Raw genomic sequence first — 15094 nt, forward strand, 5'->3', positions numbered from 1 at the left:
ATTGCAACAGAAAAGATAGTTTTTTATAATAGCCTGTTGTCATTGTAAAGTATATTTTTATAATGTTGGCTATTTGTATATAAAATTTTACTTAAAATAAAACTATTTTTAGCTAAAAAATATGATAATGTCTTTTTTGAAGATTTAAATTTAAAAACTTTTGTAAAGATATCCATATCGCAAAATACACCATTATCTTTGCTAATATGGATAAATTTATTTATATTTTTATTTATAGCATTACTATGTGTAAAAACAATCCAAATTTAAAAAATATGGGTAAAATACACACTTTTTAAAAGGATAAATTTATGCTAGAAAGTATTATAAATTTTTTAGTCGATCTAGTCGCAGACTGGGGATATATAGGTATATTTTTACTTATGGCGCTTGAGAGTAGTTTTTTTCCATTTCCTAGTGAAGTAGTAATGATACCAGCTGGTTATCTAGTTTTTAAAGGCGATATGAATATGTTTTTAGCATTTTTATCAGGAGCTTTTGGAAGCCTTTTTGGAGCACTGTTTAATTATTATCTATGTTACTTTTTTGGACGTCCTTTTATAGAAAAATATGGTAAATTCGTCGGCATAACCGAAGAAAAAATGAGAAAATTTGAAACATTTTTTGAAAAATACGGCGAGATATCGACTTTTAATTGCCGCTTACTTCCTGGAATTCGTCAGTACATCAGCTTGCCTGCTGGACTTGCTAAAATGAATATATTTAGATTTTCACTGCTTACAACTCTAGGAGCTGGAATTTGGGTTGCTATACTTATGGCTATCGGATATATACTTGGAGATCAAAAAGAGCTTATAAAAGAGTATCTGCATATCATAACCATAGCTCTGATATTTGTAGTATTTTTTATAACAGCAGTCTATCTTTATATCAAAAGAAAGGAAAAATAATTTTTTTCTTAATATAAAAAACAAATGCTTTAAATTGTTTAATATTTCAAATTTTCATGCTTTTGTAGCTTTACTTTTATTGTTCGCTAGACCGCCAAGTCATGCGACTTGTCTTTTGTCTAGCTCATCTGCAAGATAAAAAGTCTATTGCGTTAAATTTGTTTGCTATTCCAAATTTTCGCCGAAAACTCATACGAGTTTTCTATTGCGAAAATTTTCTTTTAACCCCAAATTCTTTTAATATCTTAGCTTGTATTTTAAACCACTCTTTAAGTCGCATTACTGGATATCCGGCGTATTGTTCGCCACCAAGTAAGTCTTTCGTCACTCCTGCACGACCTGCGACTTGTGCAAAGTCGCCTATACTAAGATGTCCTGCAGTCGCACTTTGTCCGCCCATGACTACATTGCGACCTAGTTTGCTACTTCCTGCAAGACCTACTTGAGAGACTATAATACAACCAAATCCAAGCTCACAATTATGACCTATTTGAACTAGATTGTCTATTTTTGAGTAGCGTTTTACGATAGTTGGTTCAAAAACTCCACGATCTATAGTTGTGCAAGCTCCGATCTCTACGTCATCTTCTATCTCTACCCAACCATTATGGTATATTTTGATATGCTCTCCAAGCTTTGTATGTGCAAATCCAAAACCATCACTCCCTATAACACAATTCGCATTTAGATGACAACGACTGCCAACCTTTGAGTTATTATAGATGACTACGTTTGGATGGATTATGCTATCATCTCCTATGATAACATTATCGCCGATATATGCTCCGGCCATAACTACAACATTTTTACCTATCTTAGCATTACTTCCTATATAGACATTTGGCATTATCTTTGCGGTGCTATCTATGGTAGGCTCTACTTTTGGATAAAAAAGCGGTTTAGAAAACGGCTTTGAGAGCAAGGCAAAAGCAAGATGAGGATTTTCTACTATTACGGCTCTACTTTTAACTAAATTTGCCAAATCTTTAGTCACTAAAATAGCTCCAGCTCTACTCTCTTTTATAAATTTAGCGTTTTTTGGACTATCGCAGTAGCTTAGCTCATTTTCATTTGCACGTCCGAGCGAATTTAGAGCCAAAATTTCAATATCAGCTCCACTAAATTCTAACCCTAATATCTTATAAATTTCACTTAATTTCATCAAATTTCCATCATCACAGATCCACTTCTAACTATCTGAACCGGATTATATTTTTTCATAACTTTTATAAAGCAGTCTATCCTACTAGCGTTATCGCATGCCATAACTATGATATAGTTTTCATTTGCATTTGCAACGCTTCCATTATATGATTTTAGTATCGCATCAAGTCCGCTAAAGTCCTCAGACAATGAAATTTTTACCAAAACCATCTCTTTTTCGATAAACTCGCCACTATCTATGACTTTATATGTAGGTATGAGCTTATGAAGCTGTTTAACTATCTGTTCAAAAACCCTCTCATCACCGCTAGTTACGATATTTACTCTTGAAAACTCACTTTCTGGGATAGGAGCAACCGTAAGCGAGTCGATGTTGTATCCACGCCCTGAAAATAGCCCGACGATACGGCTCAAAACACCGTGTTCATTTAAAACTATAGCTGATATAACTCTTCTCATCTCTTACTCCAAAATCATATTATAGATCGCAGCACCTGCTGGAACCATCGGTAAAACGTTTTCAAATCTATCTATCTTTACTTCTATAACGCTAACAGTATCGCTTTTTAAAGCTGTTTGCAAGGCTTTTTTAAATTCATCTTTTGTTTCTACGCTAAATCCTATCCCGCCAAAGCCTTCGCAGACTTTTACAAAATCAGGCTGCAACTCAAGATCTGTATTTGAGTAACGTCCGCCGTAAAAAAATGTTTGCCACTGACGAACCATTCCTAAGAAGTTGTTATTTAAAACTATATTTATAACTCTTTTTTTATTAGCGCTCAAAGTCATAAGCTCTTGAACATTCATAAGAAATCCGCCGTCCCCACTTACTGCGATGACTGGCTTATCACTTCCAAATGCTGCGCCCATAGCAGAAGGTAGGCCAAAGCCCATAGTGCCTAATCCACCGCTTGTAAGAAGCTGTCTTGGATGATTAAACGGATAAAACTGCGCAACCCACATTTGGTGCTGTCCGACATCTGTTGCTATGATAGCATCATCGCCTACTATGTTAGCTATATTTTGTACTACCCACTGCGGTTTTAGCACATCATCGCTATCTTTAAAACAAAGCGGATGAAGATTTTCGTAGATTTTTATCTGATCTCTCCACGAAGCGAAATTCGCAGGATCTAGATCTATTTTATTATTTAGTTCTATCATAACATTTTTTAGATCTCCGACTATAGGAAACTCAGCATTTACTATCTTACCGATACTGCTTGGATCTATATCTACGTGTATGACTTTAGCGTTTTTGCCAAATTCACTAAGTTTGCCAGTTACTCTATCATCAAATCTTGCGCCAAAACAGATGATAAGATCAGCTTCGCTAAGAGCCATATTTGCAGCGTAACTTCCGTGCATTCCTACCATACCTAAATTTAGCTCATCATCACTTCTTAAAACTCCAAGAGCCATAAGCGTCTCTACTGCTGGTATCTTTGTTTTTGATATAAATTTTCTTATCTCATCGCTTGAATTACTACTTACAGCCCCACCGCCTATATATACTATAGGTTTTTTTGATTTTGCTATGGCCTCACAAGCTTTTTTGATCTGATTTGGATGACCTTTTGTATTTGGTTTATACGTTTGCATCTTTATCTCATCAGGGTATTTAAACTCGCCTATTGCAGCAGTAACGTCTTTTGGTATATCTATATGCACAGGTCCTGGTCTGCCAGACCTTGCTATATAAAAAGCTTGTTTTAGCACAAGTGGAAGTTCATCTACTGTCTTAACTAAAAAATTATGTTTTACACAAGGACGCGAAATGCCTACCGCATCTATCTCTTGAAAGGCATCTGTACCTATGAGCGGCAATGCGACTTGACCGCTTATGAGCACCAGTGGAATCGAATCAGCATAAGCAGTAGCAAGTCCTGTGACGGCATTTGTAAAACCAGGACCACTTGTAACAAAAGCAACACCCACTTTTCCTGTAGCTCTAGCATATCCATCAGCTGCATGAACTGCTGCTTGTTCGTGACGAGTAAGTATATGAGTAAAATAATTTTGCTTATAAGTCTCATCATATATATTTAAAGCTGCCCCACCAGGATAGCCAAAAACAACACTAACTCCTTCGTGCTTTAATGCTTCACTAATCATCTGTGAACCATTTAATTTTTTCATAATTCCACCTTTGTATAAAAATGCCAAAATTATAACGTTAGTTTAGTTAAGTAAAATTAAAAGAGTATAAAAATATAAGATAAAAAACCAAATTTATAGTAGTAAATGTGTGTTTTTTACACATTTACTAAATAAATTAGGTCATATACAAGAAATTAAAAAGGCCAGATAGCTTCTAAAAGACTTGTTCCCCAAGGTTTTTTAGTAGCACGCGCTATCTCGCCTTCTGTTTTATAGAGAATTTTGGCATCAGCTATGTATTTTGACTCTATCTCATTTTTTTGGCTGATATCATAAGGTCTTATAACTCCACTTATTTGTATGATCTGCTTTTCATTATTTACAAGAAGTTCTTTACTGCCTTCTATAAAATAATTTCCATTATTTAAAACTTTTATGATTCTAGCTGAAATAGTCGTATTAAATGCCTCGTCTCTGCTATTACTACCGCTTCCGCTGTATTGATTTGAGCCACCACCGCTAAATCCAATTCCTGCTATTTTATTGACATCTCTTAAAGGTCCGCTAAGCGGTGAGCCCTCTGGCGTAGTAAATGCTCCGCCGTTTAAAGATATAGTGCTATCTCTTTCAGTAGCTTTATTTGCCTTTGATGTTTGACTTGTAGTTTCTTCTATGACTACAGTTACTATATCATTGACATTCATAGCTTTTCTATCTGAAAATAGCGGATTATCCCCTCTACCAAACAGACTTCCTAGATTGCTTTGTCCAAGTCCGTTCTCTCTTGATGGTAGCTCTTCTACATAAACAGGGGGTTGCATAGATATCTTTGGATCAGTGCCAGTAGCACAACCTGCAAACGCAAACACAGACAAAATTGAAATAAAAATATATTTTGTTTTCATAATATACCTTAAATATAAATATGCTACAATGCTTAAGCAAATTAAGTTCCAAAACTAGGAGAAGAGTATGCTAAGGGCTATTTATGTTTTAAATTCAGACTTTAGAAATGAAGATTTTAAACAAAAATTGTTGGAAAAATTAAGCAGTACGTATAAGAAAATTGTCACATTTCTACCTATCGGAGAAAATAATGTGAAAAATAGTAACACTATTTTTGAAGAAAATCAAGCAAAATTATATTTACTAAATTCAAAACAAAATGAACTAATCAAAAACGTTATAACAGAATTTGACAAAATAGACGCTGATTTCATTATAGTAGTAGGTGGATTTATAGAAACTCTAGACGATAGCTTAGCTAGAAATTTAAATGCGCCATTCCTACTTTCAAAAGATACCAAATTTAAAAAAGGGACGCTAAATTTCACTGTTTTAAATGATATAGAAGAGATATTTAGCACTAGTAGCAACGCTATGACGCCTCTTAGATTTGAAAATCTACTTTATAAAAAAGCTAGGTCAAATTTAAAAACAGTAGTCCTACCTGAAAGTGACGATGAACGCATACTCAAAGCATCTGCTATCTTGCTTGAAAACAAAGCAGTAAATATAGTCCTTTTAGGTGATAAATACCAAATAAACAAAAAAGCTCGTCAATACGGACTAAATTTAGAAGATATAAAGGTCTATGATCCGCAAAATAGTGATCTTAGCGATGAATTTGCCACTACTTTATACGAACTTAGACGCGAAAAAGGAATGACTAAAGAAAAAGCTAGTGAGCTTATGAAAGATAGAACGTATTTTGGAACTATGCTAGTATATAAGGGCATATGCGATGCTATGGTAAGTGGAGCTAGCACTACTACAGCAGAGACTATAAGACCAGCACTTCAATTTATAAAAATGAAACCGGGCATTAGCACAGTTAGTGGTAGTTTTATAATGTGTTTAGATACCAAAATTCAGCTTTTTGCAGACTGCGCCATCACGCCTAATCCTACAGCCGATCAGCTTGCTAGCATAGCTATAAGTACAGCCAAAACGGCACGTGATTTTGGTTTAGAACCTAAAGTCGCTATGCTCAGCTACTCAACAGGCAGTAGCGGAAGCGGGGAAGACGTAAAATTTGTTGAAACTGCTACACAAAAGGCCAAAGCCCTAGCACCAAATTTAGATATCGAAGGCCCTATCCAGTTTGATGCCGCAGTAGATTTAGGCGTGGCTAAAAAGAAACTTCCAAACTCAAAAGTCGCAGGAGTCGCAAATACATTTATATTTCCAAATTTAAATTGTGGAAATATCACGTATAAAGCCGTCCAAAGAAGTGCAAACGCCGTTGCTATCGGACCTATACTTCAAGGACTAAACAAACCAGTAAATGACCTAAGCCGCGGCTGTTTGGTAGAAGATATAGTAAATACCGTCCTAATTAGTGCAATTCAATCTCAAGGAGAAAACATATGAAAATCTTAGTTATAAACTCAGGTAGTAGCTCTATCAAATTTAAACTTTATGATATGCAAAACAAAATAGCTATTTGTAAAGGCTTGATAGAACAGATAGGCTCTAAAAACTCACACGCAAAACTAATAGTCCTAAAAACCGGTGAAAGCTTCGAAAAATTTGGAGAGATTGAAAATCACGGTATCGGCATAGATATAATGAATGAGCTTTTATTTGTCAGTCACACACTAAAAAGCTTAGATGAGATAGACGGCGTAGGACACAGAGTAGTTCAAGGTGCTGATCTCTTTGATGATGCTGTTTTGATAGACGAAAAAGTTATGAAAACAATTGAAGAGTTAATCCCTCTAGCCCCACTTCACAACCCCGCTCATCTTGCCGGTATGAAAGAGACTTTAAAAGTCAGACCAGACATTCCAAACGTAGCAGTTTTTGATACTGTATTTCATCAAACTATGCCAAAAAGCTCATATATGTATCCGCTTCCTTTAGAGTTTTATGAAAAATACAAAATAAGACGTTATGGCGCACACGGAACTAGCCACAACTTTGTAGCAAGGCAAGGTGCAAAGATACTAGGAATTGATTTTGATAAGTTTAGCTGTATTACGCTGCACCTTGGAAGTGGTGCAAGCATAACAGCCATAAAAGACGGAAAATGTATAGATACAAGTATGGGTCTTACGCCTCTTGAGGGACTTATGATGGGGACAAGGTGTGGCAGTATCGACCCTGCTATAGTTCCGTTTCTGATGAAAAATGCAAATTTAAGTGGCGAAGAGATAGATACCATAATGAACAAAAAAAGCGGACTTTTAGCTATAAGTGGCACAAATGATATGCGTGAGATAGAAGCTAAAATGGACGCAGGCGATGAAAATGCCAAACTCGCTTTTGATATGTTTGTATTGCGTATCAAAAAATATATAGGCGCATATATAGCAATTCTTGGCGAGATAAACGCTATCATATTTACAGCAGGTATCGGCGAAAACGATGCTAGGATCAGAGAAGCCGTTTGTAGCGGTTTAGAGATTTTTGGTATCAGAATGGATAAAAATAAAAATAGCGTCTTGTTAGACGAACCTAGAAGAGTTGGGCTACCTGAGACTAAAGTCCGTATCATCATAGTGCCTACTGATGAAGAGCTAGCTATCGCTGAAGATACTGTTCGTATCATCGAAAATTTAAAATAGCAAATAAATTTAAACTTTAGATGAGCTAGACAAAAGACAGGTCGCTTGACTTGGCGGTCTAGCAAACTATAAAAACAGAGTTTTTAACATATCAAATTTAAATTTTATTCTTTTTTTTGCTTGTATTTTAGCTTACAAGTTCGCTATAATTCAAGCAAAAAAGGATAAATATGGCAATTGATTATGCAAAATATTCAAATATGAATGAAAGACAGCTTTTAAATTCTTTACTAAATGCTGAAAAAAAAGAAGCCAAATTAAAAGCTGAATTACAAGAAAAATTAAAAGATAGCAAAGAGCTAATTAAGTTTTTAAAAGCAAAACTAAATGAAAAACTTAATAAAGAAAAAAACTACACGATTGAAACTTCACCTGCACTTAATACAATCAAAAAAAGCTTTGATAATTTACCAAAATTAGAGCAAGAACAGCTAAAAAATGAACTAGAAGCATTATTAAATAATAATGAACCAAAAGGAATTATAAAATGAAAATAATAATTCCTAAAAATGTAGATAAATATTTATCAAAACAATTCAAAGGAGACCCAAAAATATTCATTTAATTAGACTATTTTTAGACACAAAACTAGCTAAATCGGACAATCCTACAAGGCTACCAAATTGTAAAAAACTTCAAGGATATGAAAAACATTATCGTTGAAAAATTAAAGACTATAGGATTATCGGAATTGTAGAAAATGATATTTTAACAATAGAGATTATAAAAATTACCACACGAGAAAACGCCTATTAATAAGTGCGATTTTAAGCATAAATTTTAAAAAATCTGTATAGTTTCAAGTCTTTCACAGCTCAACAACAAAATTACGCCATAACTCATAGCCAATAGAAATTTAAAAATCAAATTTAGCAAATACAATTTATAAATTTGCCGTGCGAAGTAAAAAAACCTAAATTTAGTCCGCTTTAGCCGGACGGATAACTTTAGTGCGTTTCCAAAACAAGCGAATGCGACGGCTTTAGCCGAGGTTTCTATGAAAGTGCTAAACTTTGGTCGCAAAGGTGAGCTAAGCTCACCTGCGAATTAAAAAATAAAAATAAAAATGCCAAACTGGGAAGGGGTTGGGATTTTTAAGGGATAGGGGAAACTGTTTTGGCTTTCAAATTTTAGTTTCCCCTGTCCCTTAAAGAAAAGAATTTTTATTAGTATTATCAAGAGCAATATTATACGTTTTTACTTTTACAAATTTACCATTTTTTCTTAAGAAAATATAAAAAAGTCATTAAATTTTAAAAAAATCACTTTCTTCCTACCCCCCCCCATATCCAAACACTGCATTATGAAACATTCAAAGTATGCAATATTCGTTATCGAAAATAAATTTTAAACAAAAATTGCTTTTTATGCTATTTATATGCTATACTTTCGCCCTATTCAATAAATTTTTAAGGAGAAATTATGAAAGGATTTAAACTTTCTTTGGTGCTGGCTTCAGCGCTTATGACAATGGGGGGGGGTCGAGCCTTTTAGCAGCAGACATTAATCCCAATAAAGCGCGGGTTCTAGGTGATTACTCTCAAGCTTTAAACAACGCTAATGACGCTAGCAGTTATAAAACACAATTTGCAACAGATATAGCAAATTTTAAAAATTCTGCTAAGCAGATACAAGATTTAGCTGATGAATTCACAAAAGCCACAAAAGATTTATCATTCACTGGTGCTGGAGCAAATGTAGCAACCGCTGTAAATGCAGAACAAGGCGTATTGATAAATGACGGCAAAAATGACATTAAAATAAAAGCAGATAAACAAGCTGATGCAAAAGCTCTCGCTGCAAAAGTTGCTAGTGATATTAAAACACTATTTTCTAATATAGCAGCAAAAGATGCTAAAGGCAACTTTGATATAAAAAATGTAGCCGAAAATGCTTCTAAAATTTACGCAACTCTAAATACTGATCTAGCAAATGATTTACTAGCTACAAACGTAGCAGCAGGCAAAGATCAACCAACTGTATATGATCTAATTAATACCATATACAAAGACGCAACTGGTACTGGTGCCACAAAAGCAGCTGCAGATGCAAATCTAAAAGCATTACAAGCACTTCAACCAAAAATAGTAAAAGTTATTGATGATTTCGTAGCTAAAGCAGATGCGTTAAATAAAACTTTTAGAAATGCAGGAGTTGATCTTGGTTTTATTAGTAATGGTTTAGTTGCTGCAAATAGTGCTGTTTTTACACCAGAACATCAAAAAGAATACGCAAAAGAATATGCAGAATATACTAAACAATTAGCTATAGCTAATGCAAAGATTAAAGTATTAGCAGCAGCTAATGTGGCTAAATTAAACGCTGGAACTAATTTAGAAACAGCAAAAGGCACTACGATAACAAACGCCACAATAACTGGTCTTGCAGGTACAGGTATCACTATAGACACTACAAATTATGATGCAGTAACACTACAAAGTTTATTAGCTGATAATACTATAACAGATGCGCAAATACAAGCTTATAACGAACTTATAGCAGCTTTAAACGAAATGAAAAAGCAGCTAAATAGAGTAGCCGTTGGTAGTTCATTTGCAGATGTAGCAAAAAACAGTAAATCAAATGTAGTAAAATCGCTAGATGAAGCTGGTTTGAAAAACTTGGTAGTTAATAATATAAATTTAGTAACTACAGATGTAAACGGAGCTGTTACAGATGCAACTATAGCTCAAGATATCGCAGAGCAGATAGAAAAACCTATCAGAGAAGCAAGCAACTCTCTAAGCAATGTTATAGGCGGTGGTTTTAACGCTCCAGCTGCTGCTTTATCTATGACAAACCAAACAAATACTATGACTAGACTTGCTAAACTTAGCACTCCATATAGCAAAGATCTTGCTTTAGCTAGTGCTATAAAAAATATGGACGGCTTAGAGGTAGCAAGTGGCGACAACTCTGCACTATCAAGTATCATAAAAGAATACACAGATAGATTTAACTATGATAACTCTGTATATGCAAACGTCATAGGAGCTAAAGGATACACAGATAATGGCGATCCAAAACTTTATGGATTTAGCGTAGGATATGATAGAAGTTTTGATAACTTCTTGGTTGGTTCATACTTCACTTATGCAAAATCAAGTCTAGATACAAGCTATTTAGAGAGTGAAGCAGACAACTTTGAGCTTGGAATTTATAGTCGTGCTTACCTTGGCGATAGCGAGGTTGATACTACACTAAGCTTTGGTATAGGTAAAAACGATATAAACAACTATAAGCTTCTAAATGAGTATCTAAGTGGCGATTATGATTCTAAATTTATAAATTTAGCTGCGACTTACGGTTATGTAGTTAAAGCTCAAAATAGCCTATTTATCAAACCATTTATCGGACTAAATTACGCATACAACAAAAACGATAGCTTTACTCTAAGCAATGCTGTAATGGGTCAAGATTTTGACAAAATAGATGGTTCAACTCTTAGTGCAAACTTAGGTGTAGAGCTTAGAAAATACCTAAGTGACGGAAGCTTTATGTTTGTAACTCCTAGCGTTGAGCAAGAACTTAGCGTAAGCAGAGATGACTTGGTGTCTAAATTTAGAGGCGCTAGCACTTCATTTACTACACAAGCAGATGAGACAAAAGATACTTATGCTAAAGTGATAGCAGGTGGCGAGTATGCAGTGACAAAAGACTTCTCTGCTACTGTAAGTGCTGGTTTTAAAACAAACGGAGACGATAGATACGTCAATGGAAGCCTAGGCTTAAAATATAAATTCTAATATACTAGGTATCTTAGAATGCTAATTAAACTGCCATCTTTTGATGGCGGTCATTTCTCTCCTTTTGATCGCAAGAGTTGCAATTCTCTTGTGATCTATACCAACATATAAAAAATTTATCTTGATTATATAAAGCTTGGAGCGTCGTTACTAAAAAGTATAAGATCGCCACTAGTCGTATTTTGGCTCAAAAACTCTTGTATTTTTGACTTATCTTTTAGGATTATTACTTCAGGATTACTCAAAAATTTAGTAAGAGCCTTCTCATTTATGCCACTTGTTATCACGACTACGTCAAAAATTTCATTTATGCTTTTAGATAGCTCTTCATTTAGCTCATCGTCTGCTTCGACGATACCAGGAGTAAGCAAAATCTTTCTACCACTATAACTTTTTACTAGCTCATAGCTTTGTTTCATACCTTTTAAATTTCCGTTAAAACTATCATCGATGATGATTTTTCCACCAGCATCAAGTCTCTCTAGCCTATGCTCTACATTTTTTAAATTTAAAACGCTCATCTTTAAAGTGTCTTGTTTTACGCCAAGTTTTAACGCTAGTAAAACAGAAGCGGCGATATTTTGCGCGTTAAATGCGCCTAAAAGTTTTGAGCTAAACCAAGTATCATTTAGCTTAAATTTAATACCATCTAGATTTGCACTTATATCACTGACTTTATTGTCATAAATACAAGTTTTTTCATCATCTTTTTTTAAAGTCGTGCTATGCAAAAACGCATATTCTAAGTTTTTACTGACAAGTGCTTCAAGCTTTGTGCTACGGATATTTTCTAAGCTTTTAAAATACTCTATATGCATAGCTCCTATCTCTCCTACGATGACAAAATGCGGGTTTAAAAACTGAGCGATATCTTTTATGTCACCTTTAAGCCTAGCTCCTGCTTCGGCTATGTAAATTTGAGTGTTTGGCGTAAGATTTTCATTTATATCTTTTATGATACCTGCTAGAGTATTTACACTGCGAGGGGTTTTTAGGACATTGAAATCTTTTTCAAGCAAAGACGCGCAAAAGTTTTTCATACTAGTTTTACCAAAACTTGCCGTTATCAAAACTATCTTTAGATCAGGCATAGAAGCAAGCTTGTTTTTGGCACTATTTTTAAATTTGATATATAAAAGTTTTTCGTAAAACTCCATAAGTAAAAATGAGATAGCAAGTGAGAAAACTAAAACCAAAATTTGATTTAGCAAAAAATAACTAAAAATCAAAAAAGCAGAGATCAAAAAGCAAAAAAATCGTTTTATCCTACTTGTAAATACAAGTTTTTTATCAAGTTTTCTTTGCCAAAAAAACAGAACAACAAGATATAAACCTGCAAAAATAGGAGTTAAGCTTGACCAAAAAGTGCTAAAAATCGCAAAAACTCCAAATGGTATAATAGCAAAATACAAATGCCAAAGTGGCTTTGTGTAGTGCAATAAGATACGCTCCCACTTATAGCTAAACCACTGCAAAGCAGTTATAAGGTAGTAGCCAAGCCCTAGCGTAAAAAGAAGAGTAGAGGCAAGTAAGTATATATTTTCTAGCATTTTTAATCTCTGTTTTGAATGGTTTTTGTGATAAACTCTGCGTGAAGTAAAAAGAAAAAATGATCTCCACTTAGTGGATAGAATTCGCTATTTTTGATGATTCTTGCTATTTCTTCGCCACTTTTTAAAGGCGTTGCTCTGTCTTCTTTACCCCAAAACAGATAAGCTTTGCCTTTGTAATTTTTAAAAATATTATAGAAATTCTCATCAACAACATTTTTTAGCGTCTCATACATCTCTTTACTCATTCCAGCTACGTCTTTTGACGCAAAAAATTTATAAAATTTACCAAAACCGATAAGCTTTAAAAATTTAAATATTTTGATCTTAAGTCTTACTAAAAATGGCTTCTTTTGAATGATTCCAGCACTGCTAAGAAGTATTAAATTTGGTGGATTTAGCAAAGTCGCTACTTTGCCACCAAAACTATGGCCTAGGATAAACTCAGGCTTAAGATCAAGCTTGTTTAAAAACTCTCGAACGATATTAGCATAATCTTTCGTATATAAAGGATGATTTAGAGGGCTATTTCCAAAGCCGGGAAGATCGATATAAATTTGTTTTAAATTTGTAAAATATGGTAAAAAAGCCTTTTTCATTATCTCTTTATTTGCACCCCAACCGTGAAGTATGAGTATGCAAGGCTCCAAAGTAGGATTAAATATCTCATAGCTAATAGTGTATTTATGACTTTTGATAGTTACTTCTTTACTTGCCATCTTCTTCCTTTTTTACTTTTTTTGTTGTATAAATAGCTTCTAGCAAAACTACGGCTTCATTTAGTCTTTCATACTCATCCATATTTAAAAGCACAGCTTCAAAGCGATTGTTTTTAACTATAAAAGCTCTTTTCATCTCGGCTTTTGAAACTTTTGTAAGGATAGAGCTGAAATTTCTAACGACCTCTGTGGCAGTATATACTTCGTTTTTACTAAATGTAGCCATATTGCGTCCTTATGTAGAATTTTACACAAAATTCTACATAAATTTGGCTTAAAACATTTTAAAGTATCAGTTTAGTTTGCCTTTATTACTTGTTATGGAGTGTATAAATTTATAATCAATCTGTATATTTTTAGGTAATTTTATAGAGTTAGCTAGTTTTTGCACTGAAGTGCTAAAGTCAGCAAATAGATAGTTTGCCATACTTCCTGGGTTTGGATTTATCTCATTTAGATAAATTTCATTTTCATATACAAAAAAATCACACCTTATTAGAGCGCCATCAAAGTTTCCGCCATCATAAATATCCATAAAAGCTTTTTTTATGCCCTCTTTTAACTCTTCGCTGATACTTGCTTCTACTGAAGTGCGACTTGAAAAACTCATATATTTTTGCTCAAAATCAAGAAATTCTTTTTTTGTCGGCTCTTCTATGAGCGAAAACTCAAACTCATCGCCAACCCTAAATCCAGCTAGATTAAACTCTCTAATGCCACTCATAAAAGGCTCCACTAAGATATCACTATCAAACTCAAAAGCCACGTCCAAAGCATACTCAAGCTCACTAAGATTATGCACTATACTTACTCCTATGCTACTTCCAAGACGAGCAGGTTTTAGGATAAATGGTAATTGCATTTTGATTTTATCATCTCTTTTTATCATCTCATAAGGCAGTGTTTTTACACCACATTTTAAAGCTAAAAGTTTAGTAAGCTCTTTGTTAAAACTAAGCACGCTCGCTTCAAGTCGTGGGCCTATAAACTTAAGACCATAAAACTCAAACATACCAGCGATCTTGCCATCTTCTCCATCACTTCCGTGGATTAAATTTATATAACACTCAATATCAAGTTTTTTCATTCCAAAAAATGAATGAGTGGCAAAACCACCTTGTTGTAAATATAGCTTTTTAGAGTTTTTATACTTGCCACTACTAAAGAAATTTGCTCTCATATCTTTTTTATCTATCAGATAAAAATCTCTAAATTTATCTACAAATATAAAGCTAAGATCGGCTTTTAAAACATTTTTAACTGACACAGCTGAAACTATACTTATCTCGTGCTCAAAACTATTTCCACCAAATACTATACCAAATTTCATCAAAT

The 15094-nt window shown here is 34.0% G+C and carries 13 protein-coding genes; 5 read left to right on the forward strand and 8 right to left on the reverse strand.

The genetic code is table 11. The features are described 5' to 3' along the window. The first annotated feature begins 311 nt into the window (after window positions 1-311). On the forward strand, window positions 312-911 hold the full coding sequence (locus tag CHLWT_RS05405) for a DedA family protein (RefSeq protein WP_112000545.1): 600 nt from the start codon (window positions 312-314) through the stop codon (window positions 909-911). Window positions 912-1113: 202 nt separating this feature from the next. Here CHLWT_RS05405 and lpxD read toward each other — a convergent pair whose 3' ends face one another. The 4 genes from lpxD to flgH all read right to left on the reverse strand — a co-directional run bounded on the left by lpxD (window position 1114) and on the right by flgH (window position 5080). Continuing rightward, on the reverse strand, window positions 1114-2073 hold the full coding sequence (lpxD, locus tag CHLWT_RS05410) for a UDP-3-O-(3-hydroxymyristoyl)glucosamine N-acyltransferase (RefSeq protein WP_112000544.1): 960 nt from the start codon (window positions 2071-2073) through the stop codon (window positions 1114-1116). Continuing rightward, complete coding sequence (gene ilvN / locus CHLWT_RS05415; RefSeq protein WP_034963729.1) at window positions 2073-2534, reverse strand: acetolactate synthase small subunit; 462 nt, start codon at window positions 2532-2534, stop codon at window positions 2073-2075. The genes lpxD and ilvN overlap by 1 nt, the downstream gene beginning before the upstream one ends. A 3-nt stretch (window positions 2535-2537) precedes the next feature. After that, entirely contained in the window at window positions 2538-4214 is a 1677-nt protein-coding gene (locus CHLWT_RS05420) for an acetolactate synthase large subunit (protein WP_111949745.1), read from the reverse strand. 155 nt (window positions 4215-4369) lie between these two features. Next, complete coding sequence (flgH, locus tag CHLWT_RS05425; RefSeq protein ID WP_112000543.1) at window positions 4370-5080, reverse strand: flagellar basal body L-ring protein FlgH; 711 nt, start codon at window positions 5078-5080, stop codon at window positions 4370-4372. A gap of 67 nt (window positions 5081-5147) precedes the next feature. On the opposite strand from flgH, the gene pta reads away from it, so the two are divergent. The 4 genes from pta to CHLWT_RS05445 all read left to right on the forward strand — a co-directional run bounded on the left by pta (window position 5148) and on the right by CHLWT_RS05445 (window position 11490). Continuing rightward, window positions 5148-6548, forward strand: coding sequence for a phosphate acetyltransferase (gene pta / locus CHLWT_RS05430; RefSeq protein WP_112000542.1), 1401 nt, complete (start codon window positions 5148-5150; stop codon window positions 6546-6548). Continuing rightward, window positions 6545-7744: an acetate kinase gene (locus CHLWT_RS05435; protein ID WP_063998056.1), complete on the forward strand. Its 1200-nt coding sequence runs from the start codon at window positions 6545-6547 to the stop codon at window positions 7742-7744. The genes pta and CHLWT_RS05435 overlap by 4 nt, the downstream gene beginning before the upstream one ends. A gap of 170 nt (window positions 7745-7914) precedes the next feature. Beyond that, the gene (locus CHLWT_RS05440; protein WP_112000541.1) at window positions 7915-8235 is read left to right on the forward strand and encodes a hypothetical protein; all 321 of its coding nucleotides are present in this window, start codon (window positions 7915-7917) and stop codon (window positions 8233-8235) included. Window positions 8236-9474: 1239 nt separating this feature from the next. Continuing rightward, complete coding sequence (locus CHLWT_RS05445) at window positions 9475-11490, forward strand: autotransporter family protein (RefSeq protein ID WP_112000540.1); 2016 nt, start codon at window positions 9475-9477, stop codon at window positions 11488-11490. A gap of 125 nt (window positions 11491-11615) precedes the next feature. On the opposite strand, the gene CHLWT_RS05450 is transcribed toward CHLWT_RS05445, so the two are convergent. The 4 genes from CHLWT_RS05450 to CHLWT_RS05465 form a co-directional block, all read right to left on the reverse strand. Continuing rightward, the gene (locus CHLWT_RS05450) at window positions 11616-13040 is read right to left on the reverse strand and encodes a Mur ligase family protein (protein WP_112000539.1); all 1425 of its coding nucleotides are present in this window, start codon (window positions 13038-13040) and stop codon (window positions 11616-11618) included. Window positions 13041-13042: 2 nt separating this feature from the next. Then, complete coding sequence (locus CHLWT_RS05455; RefSeq protein WP_112000538.1) at window positions 13043-13759, reverse strand: EstV family lipase; 717 nt, start codon at window positions 13757-13759, stop codon at window positions 13043-13045. Beyond that, window positions 13749-13985, reverse strand: coding sequence for a type II toxin-antitoxin system Phd/YefM family antitoxin (locus CHLWT_RS05460; protein ID WP_034962834.1), 237 nt, complete (start codon window positions 13983-13985; stop codon window positions 13749-13751). The genes CHLWT_RS05455 and CHLWT_RS05460 overlap by 11 nt, the downstream gene beginning before the upstream one ends. Before the next feature lie 66 nt (window positions 13986-14051). Beyond that, a complete protein-coding gene (locus CHLWT_RS05465) occupies window positions 14052-15089 on the reverse strand; it encodes a D-alanine--D-alanine ligase (protein WP_111949729.1) in 1038 nt (345 codons plus the stop codon). Window positions 15090-15094 lie beyond the last annotated feature (5 nt).

Origin of the sequence: Campylobacter hyointestinalis subsp. lawsonii (assembly GCF_013372165.1) — a bacterium.
Lineage (GTDB): Bacteria > Campylobacterota > Campylobacteria > Campylobacterales > Campylobacteraceae > Campylobacter > Campylobacter lawsonii.